This is a genomic window from Streptomyces sp. NPDC055189, assembly GCF_053606765.1.
This window is the reverse complement of sequence record NZ_JBSGSG010000008.1, coordinates 138999-160152: the sequence shown is the minus strand read 5'-3', so window position 1 is coordinate 160152 and position 21154 is coordinate 138999. Positions and strand designations below refer to the sequence as shown.

17 protein-coding genes, 1 tRNA gene and 1 pseudogene are annotated in these 21154 nt (G+C 69.6%); 7 read left to right on the top strand and 12 right to left on the bottom strand.

Going from position 1 to position 21154, the window contains the following annotated elements; all coding sequences use genetic code 11:
- Positions 1 to 247 precede the first annotated feature (247 nt).
- Positions 248 to 841, top strand: coding sequence for a histidine phosphatase family protein (locus ACWFR3_RS08795; RefSeq protein ID WP_453733853.1), 594 nt, complete (start codon positions 248 to 250; stop codon positions 839 to 841).
- Between the two features lie 49 nt (positions 842 to 890).
- Here the strand turns inward: ACWFR3_RS08795 and ACWFR3_RS08790 are convergent, their stop codons facing one another.
- Positions 891 to 2336 (bottom strand): tetratricopeptide repeat protein, encoded by a 1446-nt coding sequence (locus tag ACWFR3_RS08790; RefSeq protein WP_453733852.1) that lies wholly within the window; start codon positions 2334 to 2336, stop codon positions 891 to 893.
- Between the two features lie 267 nt (positions 2337 to 2603).
- Here ACWFR3_RS08790 and ACWFR3_RS08785 point away from each other — a divergent pair, with 267 nt between their 5' ends.
- Positions 2604 to 3116, top strand: coding sequence for a hypothetical protein (locus ACWFR3_RS08785; RefSeq protein WP_453733851.1), 513 nt, complete (start codon positions 2604 to 2606; stop codon positions 3114 to 3116).
- A 66-nt stretch (positions 3117 to 3182) separates the two neighbouring features.
- Complete coding sequence (locus ACWFR3_RS08780) at positions 3183 to 4043, top strand: spermidine synthase (protein WP_453733850.1); 861 nt, start codon at positions 3183 to 3185, stop codon at positions 4041 to 4043.
- 64 nt (positions 4044 to 4107) lie between these two features.
- Here the strand turns inward: ACWFR3_RS08780 and ACWFR3_RS08775 are convergent, their stop codons facing one another.
- Positions 4108 to 4638: a hypothetical protein gene (locus tag ACWFR3_RS08775; RefSeq protein WP_453733849.1), complete on the bottom strand. Its 531-nt coding sequence runs from the start codon at positions 4636 to 4638 to the stop codon at positions 4108 to 4110.
- Between the two features lie 77 nt (positions 4639 to 4715).
- On the opposite strand from ACWFR3_RS08775, the gene ACWFR3_RS08770 reads away from it, so the two are divergent.
- The 3 genes and pseudogenes from ACWFR3_RS08770 to ACWFR3_RS08760 form a co-directional block, all read left to right on the top strand.
- A complete protein-coding gene (locus tag ACWFR3_RS08770; RefSeq protein ID WP_453733848.1) occupies positions 4716 to 5405 on the top strand; it encodes a response regulator transcription factor in 690 nt (229 codons plus the stop codon).
- Positions 5402 to 6790 (top strand): sensor histidine kinase, encoded by a 1389-nt coding sequence (locus ACWFR3_RS08765; protein ID WP_453733847.1) that lies wholly within the window; start codon positions 5402 to 5404, stop codon positions 6788 to 6790. The genes ACWFR3_RS08770 and ACWFR3_RS08765 overlap by 4 nt, the downstream gene beginning before the upstream one ends.
- Positions 6791 to 7322: 532 nt before the next feature.
- Positions 7323 to 8267, top strand: a pseudogene (locus tag ACWFR3_RS08760) (chitinase); the annotation flags it as partial.
- A gap of 108 nt (positions 8268 to 8375) precedes the next feature.
- Here ACWFR3_RS08760 and ACWFR3_RS08755 read toward each other — a convergent pair.
- The 7 genes from ACWFR3_RS08755 to ACWFR3_RS08725 form a co-directional block, all read right to left on the bottom strand.
- A complete protein-coding gene (locus ACWFR3_RS08755; protein ID WP_453733846.1) occupies positions 8376 to 10025 on the bottom strand; it encodes a bifunctional aspartate transaminase/aspartate 4-decarboxylase in 1650 nt (549 codons plus the stop codon).
- Positions 10026 to 10059: 34 nt separating this feature from the next.
- Positions 10060 to 11763, bottom strand: a complete 1704-nt coding sequence (gene aspT / locus ACWFR3_RS08750) for an aspartate-alanine antiporter (RefSeq protein WP_453733845.1) — start codon at positions 11761 to 11763, stop codon at positions 10060 to 10062.
- 59 nt (positions 11764 to 11822) lie between these two features.
- A complete protein-coding gene (gene aspT / locus ACWFR3_RS08745) occupies positions 11823 to 13502 on the bottom strand; it encodes an aspartate-alanine antiporter (RefSeq protein WP_453733844.1) in 1680 nt (559 codons plus the stop codon).
- A 106-nt stretch (positions 13503 to 13608) separates the two neighbouring features.
- Positions 13609 to 15030, bottom strand: coding sequence for a GH1 family beta-glucosidase (locus tag ACWFR3_RS08740; RefSeq protein ID WP_453733843.1), 1422 nt, complete (start codon positions 15028 to 15030; stop codon positions 13609 to 13611).
- A gap of 113 nt (positions 15031 to 15143) precedes the next feature.
- Entirely contained in the window at positions 15144 to 15956 is an 813-nt protein-coding gene (locus ACWFR3_RS08735) for a carbohydrate ABC transporter permease (RefSeq protein WP_453733888.1), read from the bottom strand.
- A 131-nt stretch (positions 15957 to 16087) separates the two neighbouring features.
- A complete protein-coding gene (locus ACWFR3_RS08730) occupies positions 16088 to 17089 on the bottom strand; it encodes a carbohydrate ABC transporter permease (protein WP_453733842.1) in 1002 nt (333 codons plus the stop codon).
- A gap of 5 nt (positions 17090 to 17094) precedes the next feature.
- Complete coding sequence (locus ACWFR3_RS08725) at positions 17095 to 18408, bottom strand: ABC transporter substrate-binding protein (protein WP_453733841.1); 1314 nt, start codon at positions 18406 to 18408, stop codon at positions 17095 to 17097.
- Positions 18409 to 18721: 313 nt separating this feature from the next.
- Between ACWFR3_RS08725 and ACWFR3_RS08720 the strand changes: the two genes are divergently transcribed.
- Entirely contained in the window at positions 18722 to 19777 is a 1056-nt protein-coding gene (locus tag ACWFR3_RS08720) for a LacI family DNA-binding transcriptional regulator (protein ID WP_453733840.1), read from the top strand.
- A gap of 191 nt (positions 19778 to 19968) precedes the next feature.
- Here the strand turns inward: ACWFR3_RS08720 and ACWFR3_RS08715 are convergent, their stop codons facing one another.
- From ACWFR3_RS08715 to orn, 3 genes are all read right to left on the bottom strand, one after another.
- On the bottom strand, positions 19969 to 20235 hold the full coding sequence (locus ACWFR3_RS08715) for a hypothetical protein (RefSeq protein ID WP_453733839.1): 267 nt from the start codon (positions 20233 to 20235) through the stop codon (positions 19969 to 19971).
- 127 nt (positions 20236 to 20362) lie between these two features.
- Positions 20363 to 20435, bottom strand: a tRNA-His gene (locus ACWFR3_RS08710).
- Positions 20436 to 20546: 111 nt separating this feature from the next.
- Positions 20547 to 21149: an oligoribonuclease gene (gene orn / locus ACWFR3_RS08705; RefSeq protein ID WP_453733838.1), complete on the bottom strand. Its 603-nt coding sequence runs from the start codon at positions 21147 to 21149 to the stop codon at positions 20547 to 20549.
- Positions 21150 to 21154 lie beyond the last annotated feature (5 nt).

Here is a 21154-nt window from a genome sequence, read left to right as displayed (position 1 = left end):
CCATCCATTCGTGGTCATGCGGTGTTCGCCGCCGCCTCACCTTACGGCGTGGGCGGAAGCGGTCCGAGGCGGTCCCCGGCTGTCTTAGACGCTGAGATCGTCAAGCGGGTTGCTCCTTGTGGGCACGGATGATCGCGACATCGCGCGTGAGTGATGATGGAGGGAACGGACAGCTGCCTGTCCACAGAATTCGCTCTATGACGGCTGATGGTCCCCACCGACGGCTGTCGGCTCGGAAAGGCTCGACATGGCACCGCGCATCCTGCTGGCCCGGCACGGACAGACCCAGTGGTCCCTGTCCGGGAAGCACACCGGCAGGACGGACATCCCGCTCCTCGAAGAGGGCCGTGACGGCGCGAAACTCCTCGGCGAGCGCCTGCACCGCGCCCCCTTCGACGGCCTCCCGGACGTCGAGGTGCGCACCAGCCCCCTGTCCCGGGCGCGGGAGACCTGCGAGATCGCCGGCTTCGGGGACCGTGCCACCACCTGGGACGCGCTCATGGAGTGGGACTACGGCTCCTACGAGGGAATGACCCCGGCCGAGATCCAAGGCGTACGCCCCGGCTGGTACATCTGGCGCGACGGCGTTCCGGGAGGCGAGACCCTGGCGCAGGTCACCGCCCGCGCGGACGAGGTGGTGGACTGGGCGCGCAGCGCGGACCGCGATGTCCTGGTCTTCGCGCACGGCCACATCCTGCGGTCGATCGGCGCACGCTGGCTGGGCCTCGGCATCGACTTCGCCGCCCGCATCCGCCTCAACCCGACCTCGATCTCCACCCTCGGCTGGGCCTACGGCGAACCGGCCGTCGAGTCGTGGAACGACACGGGTCACCTGGCATAGCGGTCGAACGACCTGCTACCCGGACCACGCGGCCCGGACCACCCGCCGCTCAGCCCACCCGCGGCAACGAAGCATGCCGCTCCAGGAAGCCGCACACCCCCGAAGCCCGCCGGTGCGGAAGCAGCACCCTGGCCGTCGTGGCGAGCATCGACTGGATGCGCGAGGACTGCACCTCGTCCAGGAGCGAAAGGACCCGCATGCCCGCGGTGGCGGCCTCGTCCGGACGGCCCGCGCGGGCCAGGTCGTCGGCGAGTTCGGCGGTGTAGAGGGCGATGTTCCGGGTGAACTGCGGGGTCTGCGCCGACGCCACGCTCACCGCGCGCCGTGCGTGCCGGCTCGCGCGGTTCCAGTCGCCGAGCGCCGACCAGCACTGCGCCTCCAGACCCTCCAGTTCGGCGGGCCCGTAGAAGGTCATCCACTCCGGGTCGGAGTCCGAAGGGCCCCGGTCGAAGAGGGCGTGCGCTCGGGCCAGCGACTGTTCGCAGCCCGCCCGGTCGCCGAGCCCCGCCCAGCCCCCGGCCTCGCGCAGCGAGACGAGCGAGAGCAGTCGGGGAGACGAGAGGCGCAGCGCTGCCCGCGTCGCCGCCTGCGCCGCCCGCACCGCCTCGCGGGGCCGCCCGGCATCGCGCGCCAGGAAAGCCGTGTTGCAGAAGGCGTGCGCCTCCAGGGCCGAGTCGGCGGCCATCCGGGACGTGGCCAGAGCCTCCGCGTAATGCGAGCGTGCGTCGTCGAACCGGCCCGAGTCGTGCGCGAGCCAGCCCACGGAGATGGCCAGTTCACCGGCGCCCGTGTGCAGCCGGTCCGCCGTGGACTGGCGGGTGGTGCCCGCGTCGAGCAGGGCGTACGCGGTCCGCAGCGGGGTGGCCGCACGCCGGTAGAGACCGTCGGCGCCGTGCCGGTCGTCGAGCAGCCTGATCTGTCGTACGGCTTCCTCGACCGCGCTCACCTCGGCCTCGCCCGCCCGGCCGCCGCGTCGTGCGGTGGCCTCGGCCGGACTCGGGGCGGCGAGCCCGAAGGAACCCAGTGAGGCGGCGGCCACGGAGGCCGTGCCGCTCATGAATGCGCGACGCCGCACGTCGCTCTCCTCGTGGCTCTGGATCTCGTACGGGTCGCACTCGTGCATTTCGGGGCCGGTCGGCCCGGACGGAGATGACTCATACAGATGGATCGTGGTGTGTGACGCAGGCGCTCGGGACTCGGTGCGCGCCCCCCTGCCGCGCACCGTGGAGCGGGGCGCGAACCCCAGATCCGTGAGCGTCCGGCCGGGGAACATGTGCAGGAAGACCCGCTCGTAGGCGTAGTTGGGACATCGGATCTCGCCTGCTTCGACGCGCCCGATGTAACGGGCGTCGCAGCTGACGCGCTCACCGATCTCGCGAGCGGCGCGGCGGATCACGGCGGCGAACTCGCCCGGCGAGCGCTGACCGCGCAGTTGCCGGAAGCGAAGATTCGGTCGTGCGGACGGAGTTGACGATGCCATCGGTGACGACGCCATGGCCTGACCCTCTCGTACGGATCGTGCCGGAGTGTGCCGAATCCTGCGGATCCGACGGTGCTGCCCCTGTTCCGGCGAAGCACGAACGTACCCGCTGTGATGGGGGCCTCACGCAGAGTTTGGCTACAAACCGGATATCTCACCCATGATCCGCCATGAACTGCCATCCTTTGCGGCGGCATTACGCCGTAGCTGTTGACGCCGTCCCGCGTTGAACCATGCGGAGAGGGAGCGACGCGGCTCCCACCCTTGCGAGGAGGGGTCCCTTTGTTGGAGATCGGCGTGGAGAACGGCGAATCGCGGGCATCGCTGACGACGGCACGGCACCTGCCGAGCCAGGACCGCAGCGCACCGCCGCGGCAGGGGGCACGGCAGGGATCACCGCAGGGGCCGGGGCAGGGCGGTGAGCCCGCCGACTTCTGCGATCTCGTCACCGTCCCGGCCCGCCAGGGCCTCGAAGCCGTCGACATCCTGCGCCGCGGGGCGGGCGACGCCGTCGGCCCCGTCCTGCACGACGGAAGCTGCGACACCCTGGGCTTCCTGGTGCCGCCCGGCACCGCCGACGGCTGGGACCTGCCGGGCAGCGCCTGTACGCAGACCTTCGGCCGCGGCACCCGCCTGCACGCGGAGCCGGAGCCCGTCCCCCCGCCGCCCCCGGTCGCGGGCACCGGCTGGCTGCTGCCCCCCGACGAGACCGATCCGGTCACCGACCCCGCCGTCCTGCGCGCGGCGCTCGGCATGGCGGCCCGCACGATCGAGGCCGCCGACAACTGCCGCTGAGCCCGCGGCGGGGCGGCGTACCAAGGTCATCGGGCCGCCCCGTCCGCGTACGCCGATAATGGTCCGATGGCAAGGAACAGGCGATCCCGGGAAGAGGCGCAAGCCGTCGTCGAGGAGGTGGACGGCGGGCTCGCCGAGCTGATGCCCGACCGGGACAGGCCGCGCGCGTGGACGCTGCTCGTGGACGGCGCCCCGCAGTCCCATGTCGACCTCGACGACCCGGCGTACCTCGACTTCGAGTACCAGCGCAGGCTCGGTCACGCCGCCGACCTCGTCGCACCGTCCGGCAAGCCGATACAGGCCCTGCACCTCGGCGGCGGGGCCTTCACCCTCGCCCGCTACATAGCCGCGACCCGCCCCCGCTCCACCCAGCAGGTCATCGAACGCGACACGGCGCTCATCCAACTCGTCCGCCGCGAGCTGCCGTTGGACCCGCAGGCGCGGATACGGGTGCGCGGTACGGATGCCCGCGAAGGGCTCGCGAAGATCCCGGACGGCTGGGCCGACCTCGTCGTCGCCGACGTCTTCAGCGGCGCCCGCACGCCCGCGCACCTCACCAGCGCCGAGTTCCTAGGTGACGTACGCAGGGTCCTCAAGCCCGGCGGTTACTACGCCGCGAATCTCGCCGACGGACCCCCGCTCGCGCACTTGCGCGGCCAGCTCGCCACCGCCGCCACGCTCTTCCCCGAGCTCGCGCTCATCGCCGATCCCGCGGTCCTGCGCGGCAAGCGGTTCGGCAACGCGGTGCTCGTCGCCTCCGACCGGCCGCTGCCGATCGCCGAGCTGACCCGGCGCAGTGCGGGGGACTCGCATCCGGCACGCGTCGAGCACGGCAGGGCGCTCGTCGACTTCAGCGGGGGAGCGGCGGCGGTGACGGACGCGAGCGCGGTGGCTTCGCCCGCACCGCCGCCTTCGGTGTTCCGCTGACGGCGTTGCGCCGGGCCGTAGGCAGCGAATTTCTCAACTCTGGGGCATCCGCTGAACCAACCGGTCAGTACTCGTTGATTTCTACCGCCGGGGCGTGGTCGTGCCACGTGCAGAACACCGAGACCTTCTCGGCGCCCGAGGTGAACTCCACGCGGATCCAGGTGTCCTGCTTCCACACCTGCACCGACCAGCCGGCCGCCGGCGTCGCCGAGACGAGCGTCGCGGAATCCTTGCCGAGGTCGAAGACGACCCGGCCGCCGTCGGAGGAGTAGCTCTTCACGCTGCCCGGTGTGGACGCGGGCGCCGAGGGGGTGCTCGGCTTGCTCGTCTTCGACTTCGACGGCTTGTTCTCGGGGATTTTCGTCGGTTCGGAGGGCTTCTTCGTCTTCGACGGCGAGGGCGTCGGCGTCGGATCCGGGCGGTGCGTGGAGGACGAGAGCGGCTCGGCCCGGTCGCCGTCGGCGGCCAGCGGAACGGCGCGCGGCGGGTCGTAGGCGGTGCCCGCCATGACCGTGTGGACGCCCCACCAGGAGAGCGTGACCGCCGCGCCCGTGGCGAGCGACCAAGCTATTGCGTGTATGAGTCCTCTGCGCATCGCGAGCCATACTGCACCACGGGGACCACCGCTGTCCCGGCTGACCGGGGTCACTCATATGGCGTACGGTGCCGCCCATGGCAAGTGTGCTCGTCGTCGAGGATGACCAGTTCGTACGCTCCGCTCTCATCCGGCATCTGACCGAGGCATCGCACACCGTGCGCAGCGTCGGCACGGCCCTGGAGGCGCTGCGCGAGGTGGCGCATTTCCAGTTCGACGTGGTGATCCTGGACCTCGGTCTGCCCGATCTGGACGGTTCCGAGGCGCTGAAGATGCTGCGCGGGATCACCGATGTCCCCGTGATCATCGCCACCGCGCGGGACGACGAGACCGAGATCGTCAGGCTCCTGAACGACGGCGCCGACGACTATCTGACCAAGCCGTTCTCCGTCGAGCACCTGTCGGCCCGGATGGCCGCTGTCCTGCGCCGCTCGCGCGTCGCGGCGGGCGAGACCCCGCCGAGCAGCGAGATACGGGTGGGCGGCCTCGCCATAGACCCGCTGCGCCGCCAGGCCGAGCTGGACGGGGCGCGGCTCGACCTGACGAGGCGGGAGTTCGACCTGCTCGCCTTCCTCGCCGGGCGCCCGGGCGTCGTCGTACCCCGTAAGGAACTGCTCGCCGAGGTGTGGCAGCAGAGTTACGGGGACGACCAGACCATCGACGTCCATCTGTCGTGGCTGCGAAGGAAGTTGGGCGAGACGGCCGCCAGGCCGCGCTATCTGCACACGCTGCGGGGTGTCGGCGTCAAGCTGGAGCCACCGCTGTGAGGTGGGCGCTCGTCAAGGTGTGCCTGGCCGTCACGACGATGGTCGTGGTGGCCTTCGCCGTACCGCTCGGCCTGGTCATCCAGGAGATGGCGCGGGACCGGGCCTTCTCCAACGCCGAGCGGCACGCCGCCGGCATGGGCCCCACGCTCTCCATCACCACCGACCGCGACCAGCTGACGCGGGCCGTCGCCACGTCGGAGGCGGGCGGCGAGGGGCGGATGGCCGTGTACGTACCGGCCGTCGGCAAGGCACCCGCCCTGGAGATCGGCGACCCGCGTGCGGACGCGCACGCGGTGGAGACCACGCGCAAGGAGGGCCGGGCGCGGACGGCGACGGTCGAGGGCGGCTTCGCGCTGCTCCAGCCGACGGCCCTGAGCTCCACCCAGATCGCCGTGGTCGAGATCTTCGTGCCCGAGGGCGCGGTCAGCAACGGGGTGACCACGGCGTGGCTGGTGCTCGCGGGCGTCGGCGTCGCGCTGATCATCGGGTCCGTGGCGGTGGCGGACCGGCTCGGCGTACGCATGGTGCAGCCCGCCAAGCGGCTCGTCGGGGCGGCGCAGTCCCTCGGCGAGGGCAAGCTGGGCGCGCGGGTGCAGGAGGAGGGACCGACCGAACTGCGCCTTGCGGCCGTGGCGTTCAACTCGATGGCCGACCAGGTGGTGCAGCTCCTCGCCAATGAGCGGGAGCTCGCGGCGGACCTCTCGCACCGCCTGCGCACCCCGCTGACGGTGCTTCGGCTCAACGCGGCCTCGCTGGGGGACGGCCCCGCCGCCGAGCAGACCCGTATCGCGGTGGAGAAGCTGGAACGCGAGGTCGACACGATCATCCGTACCGCCCGTGACGCCAAACCGCAGACCGCCGCGGTCGGCCCCGGCACCGGCTGCGACGCCTCCGAGGTGATCCAGGACCGGATGGCCTTCTGGTCGGCGCTCGCGGAGGACGAGGGGCGCGAGGTGCGGGTCGCGGGGGTGGAGCGGCCGGTGTGGATACCGGTCGCGCGCCCCGAACTGGTCGCCTCGCTCGACGCGTTGCTGGGCAACGTCTTCCGGCACACGCGGGAGGGCGCGGCGTTCGCCGTGGACGTGCACAGCGGCGAGGACGCCGTGATCATCCTGGTCTCGGACGCGGGGGCGGGGATCGCCGATCCTGAGGCCGCGTTGGCGCGGGGTGCGGGGTCGGGGGCCGATGGCTCGACGGGGCTCGGTCTGGACATCGTCCGCCAGCTCGCGGAGTCCACCGGCGGTGATGTGCGTGTCGGGCGGTCCGTCCTTGGCGGTACCGAGGTCCGCATCTGGATCCAGCTGGACGGGCGACGGCCGGTCGCCGGGGGGCGGGGGCACGGGGGGTCCGTACGCCGGCGAAAGCGTGCGGCCGGCGTGCGCTAGGCCTTTGTGCCGGTGCCGGTGCCGGTGCGCCCCGAGTTGGGGCGGGCTGCCCCTGAACCGCCGCTTCGCGGCGGATGTCTCCCACCCACCCACCCATTACCCCGCATGGCTGGGTGGACGAATGGCGCCGTGGAGCTTTGCTGCGGGGTAATCGGGCGGGTGGGTGGGAGAGATCCGCGCGAAGCGCGGGAAGTTCTTCGGTGAGGGGATGGCTCAGGGTGTCGGGCGGGTGGGTGGGAGGAACCGCGCGGAGCGCGGAAAAGGTGTGTGCGGGACGCGTCCGGCAGCCGACCTTTAACCACCCCCGATCGCTCCCTTAAGCGGACCCTAAGATCCAGTGCAGAGCCCGATTTACCCGCAATGTCGCGCCCACGCGAGGCTAACGTGCTGCACGCACCCCCACCCCCCGCACAGCTAAGGCAGGCACGCGATGAGCAGCACGCATCGGCGCACGGTGAGCACCAAGTCCAAGGTCATAGGCGGACTCGTGGCCGCCGGCCTCGTCGGCGGCGGCGCTTTCCTCTTCTCCGGGACGGCCCTCGCGACCAAGGCACCCGCGGACAAGACCCCCGCCAAGGCCGCCGCCCAGGCCAAGTTCGCCCCGTTCGTGGACACTTCGCTCGCCCCCGCGTACGACCTGGTCGACACCGCGGACAAGACCGGCGTCAAGGAGTTCAACCTCGCCTTCATCACCTCCGGCGGCAGCTGCGAGCCCCTGTGGGGCGGCGTCACCGGGCTCGACGACGACAAGGTCGCCTCGCAGATCGAGGCCCTGCGGGCCAAGGGCGGCGACGTACGCGTGTCCTTCGGCGGCGCCGCGGGCTCCGAGCTCGGCCTCAAGTGCGACAGCGCCGACGCGCTTGCCGAGGCGTACGGCAAGGTCATCGACAAGTACAAACTGACGAAGGTCGACTTCGACATCGAGGGCGCCGCGCTCCCCGAGACCGCGGCCAACACCCGCCGCGCGCAGGCCATCGCGCAGCTGCAGAAGGACCACGAGGGTCTGGACGTCTCGTTCACGCTGCCCGTCATGCCCGAGGGCCTGACCCAGCCGGGCGTGGACCTCGTCGCCGACGCCAAGAAGAACGGCGTCAAGGTCTCCGCCGTCAACATCATGGCGATGGACTACGGGCCCTCCTACAGCGGTGACATGGGCCAGTACGCCATCGACGCCGCGACCGCCACGCAGAAGCAGATCAAGGGCGCCCTCGACCTGTCCGACGAGGCGGCCTGGAAGGCCGTCGCGGTCACCCCGATGATCGGCGTGAACGACGTCGCCACCGAGGTCTTCAAGGTCGACGACGCCGAGCAGCTGGTGAAGTTCGCCGAGGAGAAGGGCCTCGGCTGGCTCTCGATGTGGTCGTCGACCCGCGACAAGGCCTGCGAGGGCGGCGCGGGCAACAGCGCGCAGCCGACCTGTTCGTCGGTCGAGCAGGAGCCGCTGGCCTTCACGAAGGCGCTCGGCGCCTACAAGTAGGCCCCGCCCCCCCCGCTGAACCTTCCGAACCACCGCCCCCCACGGCGCCTCGACCGGAACCCCCACGTTCCCCCCACCCGGTCGGGGCGCCCACCTTTTTGTCCCGCACTACCCCTTGGACGCCTTCCACTCCGACGCGTAGTCGTTGAAGATCGCCCGGAGGTGATGCCCGATCTTCAGGTAGTCGAGGTCGTCCAGATTGGCGAGCGACACCCGCACCGACCACTCGGGCCCCTCGAAACCGCCGCCGTTCAGGAGCACCACATGCGTCTGTTCGGCGAGGCGGAACAGCGGGTCGACCGGCTCGTAGTTCTTCTCCAGGAAGTCGGCGAAGTCCTTGCCGTGGACGCGTTCCGCTTCGGCGAGCAGATCCAGCTCGATGTAGTAGCCGGCCCGCTTGGGGTCGTCCGAGATCTTCATCTCGGCGCCCTCCAGGAGCAGGTCGAGCCGCTGCTGCACGATCGCGCGGATGCGCAGCTTGTACGTCTGCCCCTCGTCCAGCATGTCGAAGAGGGAGAAGAGGACCATCATCATCTGCTGGGGGAGCGAGAGACCCGAGGTGTGGTTCAGGGCCACCTGGCGTGAGTCCGCGACCAGACGGTCGATGAACTTGATCTTCTCCGGCTCAAGGGTCAGCGTCCCGTACCGCTTGGCGAGCCGGTCCTTCTCGGCCTGCGGGAGCGCCGCGAGCAGCTCGTCGATGACGTTGTCGTCGTTGAGGCCGATGACGCCGAGCCGCCAGCCCGTGCAGCCGTAGTGCTTGGAGTACGAGTAGACGAGCAGCGTGTTGTGCGGCAGGTCGGCGGCGATGGAGCGGAAGCCCTCGACGAACGTTCCGTACACGTCGTCCGTCACGATCAGCAGGTTCGGGTTGGACGTGGCGACGATCTGCTTGATCTGGTCCGCGACCCGCTGACTCAGCGCGAGCGAGGGTGGGTTGGAGGGGTTGACCAGGCAGAGCATCTTGATGTCGGGGTCCGCGAGCTTGGCCACCTCCTCCTCAGGGTAGCGCCACTCCCGCACGCCCGCCTCGGCGAACATGCTGGCCTGGACGTACGTCACGTCGAACTCGTACGTGTCGAGCTCGGGAATCTCGACGTACGGCGTGAACACCGGCACCATCAGGGCGATCTTGTCGCCCTTGTGCAGGATGCCGTTCTTCATGAGCGAGTCGAAGATGTAGCACATCGCCGCCGTGCCGCCCTCGGTGGCGAACAGGCTCAGATTGCCCGCCGGGGGTTTGTGGTCGAACATCTCGTCGGCGACGTAGCCGCGCACGATCTGCTCGGCGTGCTTCATCATCCGGTCGGGGACCGGGTAGTTGTCGCCGACCGAGCAGTCCGTCAGCTCATGGACGAAGTCGTCCCTGACGAAGCCGAAGCGCTCGACGGCGTACTCGACGCAGCTCTGGAGCAGGTCGATGCCGGGCAGGTCCGGGTGCTGCCGTACGAAGGTGTCGAAGCGGGCGCCCGATCCCGTCCTCTCCGGCATGCCGCCGAGGTTGTCGGCGGTCCAGACGCGGCGGGACTCGGAGAGGGCGAAGTAGCCGAGCGCGTAGAACGCCTCCCGGGGTCCTGTGGCGACCCAGTTGGGGTTGCCGCGGCCCGCGTTGAGCATCTGCGGGATGGACTTCTCCTTCTGTCCCGGCTTGTCGGCCTGCACCGCCTGGGCGATCTGGATGAACTTGTCCTTCAGCTCGAACGGGCTGAGCTGGGCGAACGACTGGATTTCCTCGCGGGTGAAGGTGGTCTTGGGCACGGCTCGTTCCTCACATGCGTACGGGACGGGGGACTCAGTGGTGGAGCAGGACGATGACCGCGCCCCAGATGGTCAGGAGCACGTTGCTGACGGCGTACGGGATCGTGTAGCCGAGCGTCGGGATCTGGGATCGGGACGTTTCGTTGATCGCGCCGATCGCCGCGGTGGTCGTCTGGCCGCCCGCCAGGACGCCCATCAGGATCGGGAAGCGGATCTTCTGGACGTGGTGTCCGAAGAGGAAGCCGACGATCAGCGGGATCACCGTGGCGATCGCGCCGAAGATGAGCAGGCCCCAGCCCGCCGTCGAGAGGCCGGAGGTGAAGCTCGGCCCCGCGTTGATGCCGACGACCGCGACGAAGAGGCAGAGCCCGAGGGTGTCCATGAACCACTGGGCGCCGGGCGGCACGTTTCCGTATGTGGGGTACTTGCCGCGGATCCAGCCGAAGACGAGGCCCATGATCAGCGCGCCCCCGGACGTGGAGAGCGAGATCGGCACGCCGCCCGCCGTCAGCGCGGGGATGCCGATGCAGCCGCCGAGGAAGATGCCGAGGCCCACCCAGATCATGTCGGTGGCGAAGGAGGTCGGCACGGGCTTGCCGAGTTCCTTGCCCGCGGGGTCCACCAGGCGTTTGGGGCCGGTGAGGACCAGGGTGTCGCCGCGCTCCAGCTTCGTGGTCAGGCGGTAGGGGAACTCGGTGCCGGAGCGGTACAGCTTGTCGACGTAGACGCCGACCATGAACGGTTCGCGGCGCAAGTCCCCGATCGTCCGGCCGAGTTGAGCCTTCTCCGAGGCGACGACGTGCAGGGATTCGGTCTGGTAGCCGAGCAGTTCGATGTCGTCGGTCTCGGCGCCGATGTGCGTACGCGGGTCGAACTCGACGAGCGAGCCGCGCAGCGCGCTCAGCGCGACGACATCGCTCTCGCGCAGGGCCGTCCGCTGGTCGTGGTCGAGGATGTTCCCGTCCCTGCGTACGCGGGTGATGTAGAGACGGCGGCCCAGCTCGCGCTGCTGGTTCTCGAAGTCCTCGATGGTGCGTCCCGCGAGGTCGGGGCGCTGGATGGTGTAGGCGCGCAGCACGACCTCGTAGTAGCCCTCGGCCAGGTCGGGATTGTCGCCGGGGGCGTCGAGCTCCTTGGCCAGGGCGGCGGATTCGACCGCGAGATCCTTGCGGTAGAGCTTCGGCAGGACGTTGGCGAGCAGCATCGCGCAGAGGATCGTGCCGAGCGGGTACGTCACCGCGTACCCGATGGCGACCAGGTTCGACTCGCTCTTGACCTGCGCGGAGCTGAGCCCCGGCAGATTGGAGATCGCGTCGCCCGCGACACCGATGACGGCGGACTGGGTGAGCGCCCCGCCGAGCAGCCCCGCCGAGAGCCCCGGCCCGTAGCCGAGCATCGCGGCGAAGGCCCAGCAGACGAGCAGGCCGGTCACACAGACCACGACGGCGTTGAGCACCTGCGGAAGGCCGTCCTTCTTCAGGCCGCGGAAGAACTGCGGGCCGACCTTGTAGCCGAGGGCGAAGAGGAACATCGTGAAGAAGAGGTTCTTCACCGTCCCGTCGATCTCGACCTTGAACTGCGCTCCGAGCAGCAGCCCCGCGATGAGGCAGCCGGTGACCGCGCCGAGGGCGATCGCCTTGTAGCGCAGCTTCCCGAAGAGGAAGCCGATCGCCACGGTGATGAAGACGAGCAACTCGGGATGGGGCTGGAAGATGTTCCGGTTGAGGAAGTCGATCATTTTCTACGCTCCGGGTGTGCGCCGGGACTGCGCCGGATGTGCGCCGGGTGTGCCGCTCTTCAGGTGCCGAGAACGCCGACGAGGATCGGCCCGGTCAGGGGGAGCAGGAAGTTGGAGAGGGCGTAAGTGATCGTGTAGCCGAGCAAGGGGACCGAGCTCTGGGCCACCTGGGTGACGGAGGTGATCGCCGGTGTCGAGCACTGCTGGCCCGCGATGGCGCCGATGAGCAGCGGTTTCTCGATCTTCAGGAGTTTTCGGCCGACGAAGAGCGAGATCGTCGCGGGTACGAGGACCATCGCGATCCCGGCGAACGGAAGCAGCGCCCCGTACTGCTTGAGCAGCGGCCACGCCTGTGGCCCCGAGACGAGCCCCGTACAGGCGATGAAGATCGCCAGGCCCATGTCCTTGAGGGTGTTGGCGGCCTGCGGCGGGAACGCCCCGAAGGTCTGCCTGCGGGAGCGGAACCAGCCGAAGAGCAGCCCGGAGACCAGACAGCCGCCGCCCGTGCCCAGCGACATGGGGACGTCGCCGAAGTGCACGACGACCTGCCCGAGCAGCGAACCGGCCGCGATGCCCAGGCCCAGATAGATGAAGTCGGTGGCGTCGTTCTTGACGACCGCGCCGATCCGCGAGACCAGCTTGTTCAGGCCGGAGCGCGCGCCCACCAGGGTGAGCACGTCACCGCGCCGCACGGTGGTGCCCCCTGCGGCGGGCAGATGCTGGTCACCGCGCAGTACGTCGGTGACGTACACGCCGTCCTTGACGAACTCGGGATGGGCGCGCTGCAACTCCTCCACGCTCAGGCCGTCCGACGACTTCTCGGTGACGGCGACCTGGGCGGTGGCGAGCGGGGTGTCGACGCCGGGGATGCCGGGGGTCTCGGTGCCGATGAGACGGCCCGCCTCGATGGCGTTGGCACGCAGGCCGACGACGAGGACCAGGTCGGAGAGGGTCAGGGCGAGGTCCGGGCGGGGCGTGAGGGCCTTGCTGCCGCGCTTGACGGCCTCGACGGTGACCCGTCCTTCGAGCTCGGACTCCAGGTCGCCGACGGTCCTGCCGTCGGCCGTCGTCACCAGATAGGTGCGGCCGACCATGCCGGGCAGGGCCTGGCGCTCGTCGGACTCCAGGGCTTCGCCCGAGCCGCGCATCTTCTCCCACAGCTCGCGCGAGGCGTCCCGCAGGTTGATGCGCAGCATCATCGGCATGATCTGGCTGGTGTAGAGCACGATGGTGATCAGGCCGAAGAGGTAGCAGACCGTGTACGCGGTGGCGACGTGCCCCTGGTACTGGGTGATCTGGTCCGGGGTGAGCCCGTCGAGCTTGCCGATGGCCTCGGTCGCCGTACCGACGACGGCCGATTCGGTGGCCGCGCCCGCCAGGATGCCCGATGCGGTGCCGACGTCCAGGTCGAAGGCCTTGGCGAGGCCGAGCGCGATGCCCAGGACACAGACGAGTTCGATGGCGCAGAGCGCGAAGAAGCGCAGGCTCTTGCGGTTGAGGTTGGAGAAGAACTGGGGGCCCGCGAGATAGCCGAGGGCGAAGATGAAGAGCGCGAAGAAGATCGTCTTGACGTCGTCGGAGACGACGACCTTGGCCCAGGCGCCGAGCAGCAGCGAGACGATCAGCGTGCCGCAGATGCCGCCCAGGGTGATGGGGCCGACGCGCACCTTGCCGACCAGGTAGCCCAGGGCGAGGCAGACGAACAGCGCGAACTCGGGGTGATCACGGAGTACGCCCACCGGCGCTCACCGTGCCTGATCTATTGCGATATGAGGCATATGGGAAACCTAAGGAGCCGTGCGGCAGCCTGCCACTCGGCTCCTCAGGGAGTACTGCCGCCGTCGGTCAGCTCACGGCGCCGTCCAGCGGCAGCTCACCGGCGGCCGCGACGCCCGCGTACCAGCGGGCGCTGGACTTCGGGACACGGGCCTGGGTCTCGTAGTCGACGTACACCGCGCCGAAGCGCTTGCTGTAGCCGTAGGACCATTCGAAGTTGTCCATCAGGGACCAGAGGTAGTAGCCGCGGACGTCGGCGCCGTCCGTGATGGCCCGGCGGACGGCGGCCAGGTGGCCGTGGAGGTAGGCGATGCGCTCCGGGTCGTGGACCCGGCCCTCCGCGTCGGGCTTGTCGTCGTAGGCGGCGCCGTTCTCGGTGACGTACAGCGGCAGGCCCGGTGCCTCCCGGGTGTAGCGCATGATCAGGTCGTGCAGACCGGTCGGGTCGATGGTCCAGCCCATCTCCGTGCGGTCGCCCGGCGTCTGGTGGAAAGCCACGTCGTCCGAGCCGGGCCACGGGGAGTGGTCGCTCACGCCGTGCCCGTCGTTGCGTGCGTTCGAGGGGTCGTTCTGCGCGGCCGAGACCAGCGCGGGCGTGTAGTAGTTGAGGCCGAGCGCGTCCAGCGGCTGGTGGGCGGCGGCCAGGTCGCCGTCCTGGACGAAGGACCAGTCGGTGATCCGGGCGGTGTCGGTGAGGAGGTCCGCCGGGTAGGCGCCGTGCAGCATCGGGCCGTGGAAGACGCCGTTGGCGAGGTTGTCGATGCGGCGGCGGGCGTCCAGGTCCTCGGGGTTGTCGGAAACCGCCCTGACCACCGAGGAGTTGAGACTCACCGCGACGCGGGCGCGGGCCGGCAGGGCGGCGCGCAGCGCCTGCGTGCCCAGGCCGTGCGCGAGGTTGAGGTGGTGCGCGGCCTGCAGCGCGGCCGCCGGGTCGGTGCGGCCGGGGGCGTGCACGCCGGAGCCGTAGCCCAGGAAGGCGCTGCACCACGGCTCGTTGAGGGTGATCCACGACTCGACGCGGTCACCGAGGGCCTCGGCGACGAAGCCCGCGTACTCGGCGAACCGGTAGGCGGTCTCGCGCGCCGGCCAGCCGCCCGCGTCCTCCAGATCCTGCGGCAGGTCCCAGTGGTAGAGGGTCAGGGCGGGCTTGATGCCCTTGGCGAGCAGCTCGTCGACGAGCCGCCGGTAGAAGTCGAGGCCGCGCTGGACGGCGGGGCCGCGCCCGGTGGGCTGCACCCGCGACCAGGAGACGGAGAAGCGGTAGGCGTTCAGACCGAGGTCCGCCATGAGCGCCACGTCGTCGCGGTAGCGGTGGTAGTGCTCGACGGCCACGTCACCGGTGTCGCCGTCGGCCGTCCTGCCGGGCGTGTGGCTGAAGGTGTCCCAGATGGAGGGGGTGCGGCCGTCCTCGCGTACGGCGCCCTCGATCTGGTACGCGGACGTGGCGGCTCCCCAGAGGAAGTCGGCCGGAAAGGTAATGGGTTCAGGCATGGAAGCGCTCCCATGGGAAGGGGGAAGAAGGAGGGGAAGCAAGGGTGGTGCAGGCGGCCAGGGCCGAGGTGGCGGCGGCTCGACCCTGGCGACGGAAGGGTCCGGAAAGGGCCTCAGCCCTTGACCGCGCCCTGCATGATGCCGCTCACGATCTGCTTGCCGAACAGGATGAACGCGAACAACAGCGGCAGTGTGCCGAGCAACGCGCCCGCCATGATCACCGCCCGGTCCGGGATGTAGCCCGTACCGAGGGAGTTGAGCGCCACCTGCACGGTGGGGTTCGACTGGTTGAGCGCGATGATCGGCCAGAGGAAGTCGTTCCAGGCCATGACGAACGTAAGGAGGCCGAGGACCGCCATCGCGGGCCGCGCCGCCGGGAACACCACGTGCCAGATGATGCGCAGACTGCTCGCGCCGTCCATCCGGGCCGCCTCGATCAGCTCGCTCGGCAGCGCCTGCAGCAGGTACTGCCGCATGAAGAACACGCCGAAGGCGCTCACGAACGTCGGCAGGATCACCGCCTGGAGCTGGTTGGTCCACTGCAGGTCGGCGACCCACAGATAGAGCGGTACGACACTCAGCTGCGGCGGCACCATCATCGTGCCGATCGTCAGGAGGAGCAGCAGACCGCTGAACTTGAACTTCAGCTTGGCGAAGGCGAATCCGGCGATCGTGGAGAACAGCACGGTGCCGATCGTGATGCTGCCCGCCACGATCGTGGTGTTGAGCATCGCGTCACCCAGGCTCGCCTCCGTCCAGGCCCGCTCCAGGTTCTTGAAGAGGTTCCCGCCGAACCACAGGGGCGGCGGTGTCTGGGCGAGCCGCCCGCTCGTGCGCGAGGCCGCGATCGCCGTCCAGATCAGCGGGGCGAGCGAGACGGCCGTGAACAGCGCAAGGACGATGTACGTCACGGGCCCCGCGTGCATCGTGCGGCCGGCCTTGAGCCCCAGGGGGCGGCCTGCCTTCGGGCCCGTGGCGCGGGCGGCCTTCGGGCTCGCGACCACGTCGGTCTGCGGGTCCGCGGCGACGTCGGTCGTCGGGCCCGTGGTGCGGGACTTCATTGGGCCTTCCTCAGACGTCGGGCGATCAGCAGATTGACCGCGGCGATGATCAGCAGGATCGCGAGCATCAGCCAGGCGACGGCCGAGGCCCTGCCCAGATGGCCGTTGATCCAGCCCTGGTCGTACAGATAGAGGCCAAGGGTCTGGAACTGGTGGTCCGCGCCGCCCTTGGACCCGGCCGTGCCGCCGAACAGGAGCGGCTCACCGAAGAGCTGGGTCGCCCCGATGGTCGAGACGACCACCGTGAACAGGATCGTCGGCCGCAGCATCGGGATGGTCACGTGCCGGAACTGCTGCCAGCGCGATGCGCCGTCCAGCGAGGCCGACTCGTACAGATCGTGCGGTACGGCCTGCATCGCCGCCAGGTAGATCAGCGCGTTGTAGCCGGTCCACCGCCAGATGACGATCGAGGACACCGCGAACTGCGAACCCCAGGAGGATTCACGCCAGTTGATCGGGTCGATGCCGATGGACCCGGCCAGCCAGTTGACCATGCCGCCGTCCCACGCGAAGAGCAGCGTGAAGACCAGCGAGGCACTGGCCACCGACGTGGCGTACGGAGCGAGCATCGCCACGCGCCACAGGGTGGAGCCGCGCAGCTTGTAGTTGAGCAGATGCGCGATGCCGAGGGCGATGGCCAGCTGGGGGACGGTGGAGATGATGCCGATGGTGAAGGTGTTGCCGAGCGCGTTCCAGAAGTATTCGCTCTGCAGCAGGTTGGTGTAGTTCTCCAGGCCGAGCCAGGTGCTGTCGTCGAGGTTCGTCAGCTCCAGGCGGTGCAGCGAGGCCCAGCCGGTGTAGAGCAGCGGGAACAGGCCGAAGGCACCGAAGAACAGGAAGAACGGCGCGACGAAGACATACGGCGACGCCTTTATGTCCCAGCGGTACAGGCGACTGCGCCACGAGGACGTGGGGGAGCCCTTGCGGGTCCCGGACGCGGCCGGGGCCGCGTCCCCTTCAGGGGACGCGGTCTCGGCGTACTCAGTGGTCTCGGACATGCGCGTCACTGTCCCAGAACATCCTTGATCTCCTTCTGCGCGGCCTCCCAGCCCTCAGCCGGAGACTTGCCCTGCTGCTCCACCTGGAGCACACCGATGTCCGTGATGGACTGGCCGATCTGGGCGTCCTTCAGGCCGTAGATGGCCGAAGGGGTGTTCTTCGCGATGTCGGCGTAGATCTCCGTGATGGGCGCGTCGTTGAAGTACGCCTTGGTGGCGGGCGACGGCTTCAGCGTGTCGTACGCCGACGGGGTGGAGGGGAAGCTGGCCTGCTTGGCGAAGACCTTCGCGAGCTGCTCGGGCTGGGTCAGCCAGACGGCGAGCTCGGTCGCCTCCTTCTTGTGCTTGCCCGCGCTCGGCACGCCCAGGAACGTTCCGCCCCAGTTGCCGTCGGCCGGAGCCTTGGCCATGTCCCACTGGCCCTTGCCCTCCGGGCCGGTCTTCTCCTGGATGTAGCCGGCCATCCACGCCGGGCAGGCCACGGTGGCGAACTTGGCGTTGGCGAAGCCCTGGTCCCACGTCGGGTCGAATTGCTTGAGCTTGGCCGACATGTCGCCCTTGGCGACCTTCATGGCCGCGTCCCAGGCGTCCTTGCGGCCCTGGCTGTCCTCGTAGATCTCCTTGCCGCTCTTGTCGTAGTACCGCTCGGTGGCACCGGCGAAGACGGCGTTGTAGACGCTGGAGGCGGAGTCCACGAACTTGGTGCCCTTGGGCGCCTTCTTCATGTACTTGTCGCCGAGCGCGACGTACTTGTTCCAGTCGCCGGACCACTCCTTGGCGAGCTCCTCGCGGTCGGTGGGCAGACCGGCCTTCTTGAAGAGGTCCTTGCGGTAGCAGAGCGCGGTCGGGCCGATGTCGACGCCGAGGCCGACCGTCTTGCCGTCCTCGGTCGTGGCCTGCTTCCACTTCCAGTCGAGGTACGTGGACTTGTCCACGCCCTCGGCCTTGCTCAGGTCCTCGAACTTGGCGCCCTGGGTCTGCACGACCTCGGTGATGTTGCTGACTTCGATGGCGGCGACGTCGTTCACGCCGGCGCCCGACTGGAGCTGGGTGAGCAGCTTCGGGTAGTAGGCGTCGTTCCGCTCGATCACGTTCTCTTTGATCTTGATGTTCGGGTGCGACTTCTCGTACTCGTCGTAGAGCCCTGCCTGCTTCAGGCCAAGGACACCGAACGTGCCGACATTGAGCGTGACCTTGCCGTCGCCGCCCTCCGAACTGCTGTCGTCGTCGCTGGAACAACCGGCCAGCAGGCTTGTTGCCAGCGCGGTCACGGCCGCGAAGGCCACCAGCCGACCGGGTCGGCGATAACTCGTGCGCATTACGTCCTCCTGTTGCCTGACGTGCCGACCCCCCGGCCAACTGCACTTCTTGCCCCGTTGCTTGACTCTTCGGCTCGGGCGGGGAACGTGCGGGATGTGTACGTGTCAGGTACTGTGGGAGCGCTCCCACAAGTGATGAGTTGAAGAGTCGTAGCTTGAAGCGGGGGTGTCAAGGGACCGGACAGAGAGATATGTCTTCAGTTATCGGGCTGTTACGAGGACGCCCGCATGATCGGCCCTTCTGCCCGGCAAAGATCAGGCTGTTACATTCCTCTACATTCCTCGCCGGGGGAAGTGCGACGGGAGGCGGACAATGGCAGCTCACGGGGCACGCAGCCGCAGTGGCGGGCGACCGACCCTGGAGGAGGTCGCCGCGCGGGCGGGAGTGGGCCGCGGGACGGTGTCCCGGGTGATCAACGGATCGCCGCGGGTGAGCGAGGCGACCCGCACGGCGGTCGAGGCCGCCGTCGCGGAACTCGGTTACGTCCCGAACACGGCGGCCCGCGCGCTGGCCGCCAACCGCACCGACGCCATCGCCCTGGTCGTGCCCGAGCCCGAGACGCGGTTCTTTGCCGAGCCGTACTTCTCCGACGTCCTGCGCGGTGTCGGGGCGGAGCTCGGCGAGACGGAGATGCAACTCCTGCTGATCTTCGCCGGGAACGACCGCAGGCGCCAGCGCCTGGCCCAGTACCTCGCGGCCCACCGCGTCGACGGGGTCCTCCTGGTCTCGGTGCACGCCGACGACCCGCTGCCCGACCTCCTGTCCCAGCTGGAGATCCCCGCGGTGATCAGCGGCCGCCGCTCGGCCGACGAGGCGCTGCCCTCGGTCGACTCCGACAACTTCGCGGGCGCGCACTCGGCGGTGGAGCATCTCCTGGGGCGCGGCCGCACGTGTATAGCCACCATCACGGGCCGCCTGGACGTCTACGGCGCCCAGCGCCGCCTCGACGGCTACCGCGCCGCCCTGGCGGACGCGGGCCACCGGGTGGACGAGAGCCTCATCGCGCCGGGCGACTTCACGGAGGAGGGCGGCCGCCGGGCGATGACGGAGCTGCTCGCCGCCCACCCCGGCGTGGACGCGGTGTTCGCCGGCTCGGACGTGATGGCCGCGGGCGCCCGCCAGGTGCTGCGCGAGGCCGGGCGCCGGATACCCGACGACGTGGCCCTTGTCGGCTTCGACGACTCGGCGATCGCCCGCCACATGGACCCGCCGCTCACCAGCGTGCGCCAGCCGATCGAGGAGATGGGCCGCGCGATGATCGACCTCCTGCTCGCCGAGATCGCCGACGACCGCCCCGCATCCGCCCGACGCCTGGAACACCGCCAGCTGGTCCTGCCGACGGAACTGGTGGAGCGGGCCTCGTCCTGAGGGCCCCTGGAACGACAAACGGGCCGTCGGCGCGGGAGGCGACCTACGACCCGTGCGCCCCGGGGGTCCGTACCGACACGGCCCCCGAAGCGCCACCTGCACTGTGCCCCGCCCCGCACACGGGCGGGAAGGGTGTGCGCGGGTCCATCGCGGGGACGGCGTTCACGCCCCGTGTGAGGAAGCCGCCGTCGTCAGCTCCGCGATCCGACGCGGCCCCGCAGGGCGTGCACAGCGGTCATGGTCGCGGCCAGCCAGAAGCATCCGCCGGACACGGCCGTCGACGCCGGGGAACCGAAGGCCAGACCGAGGACGCACACAAGGGCGCCGGCACCGACCCCGGCGACGACGGACGGCGCATCACGCCAGGGAGGCATCACGGGCCTGCCCGCGACCATCGTGATGCCCGCCGCCAGGACCACCATCAGGGCCCCGCTGTAGATGAGCCACGTGCTGCTCAAGACCGTTCTCCACTCCTTCGTGCCGTTTTGCTGCATGCAGTATCCGCCGGAGTGCTGGCCGGAGACGAAGGTCCGCGACACGAAGAAGGCCCGGTCCGCTTTCGCGGACCGGGCCTTGATCATTCAGGGTGAGTGACGGGACTTGAACCCGCGGCCACCTGGACCACAACCAGGTGCTCTACCAACTGAGCTACACCCACCATGTCCGGTCGTTTTTCGTTCTTCCGACCGGCCGAGAAAAAGTGTACAGGGTCCGAAGGGGTGCTCGCGCACGCGTTTTCCGGACCCCGTACAGAGCGGTTCCGCGGAGGCTACTCCGCAGGCAGCACGTGCTTGGCCGCGATGGTTTTCGCGGTGTCCGAGTCCGGCCCGGGCTGCGGCACGAAGATCGCCTCGCGGTAGTAGCGCAGCTCGGCGATGGACTCGCGGATGTCGGCCAGGGCCCGGTGGTTGCCGTTCTTGTCCGGGCTGTTGAAGTACGCCCGGGGGTACCACCGCCGGGCCAGTTCCTTGATCGAGGAGACGTCGACGATGCGGTAGTGGAGGAACTCCTCCAGCGTCCCCATGTCGCGCAGCAGGAAGCCCCGGTCGGTGCCGACGGAGTTCCCGCAGAGCGGAGCCTTGCGCGGCTCCTTGACGTGCTCACGTACGTACGCGAGGACCTGCGCCTCGGCGTCGGCCAGGGTCGTGCCCGCGGCCAGCTCGTCGAGGAGCCCCGAGGTGGTGTGCATTTTGCGCACCACCTCGGGCATGGTCTCCAGCGCCGCGTCCGGCGGGCGGATCACGATGTCCACACCTTCGCCGAGCACGTTCAGTTCCGAGTCGGTGACCAGTGCGGCCACCTCGATAAGTGCGTCATCCGCCAGCGAGAGCCCGGTCATCTCGCAGTCGATCCACACCATGCGATCGTTCATGCGTC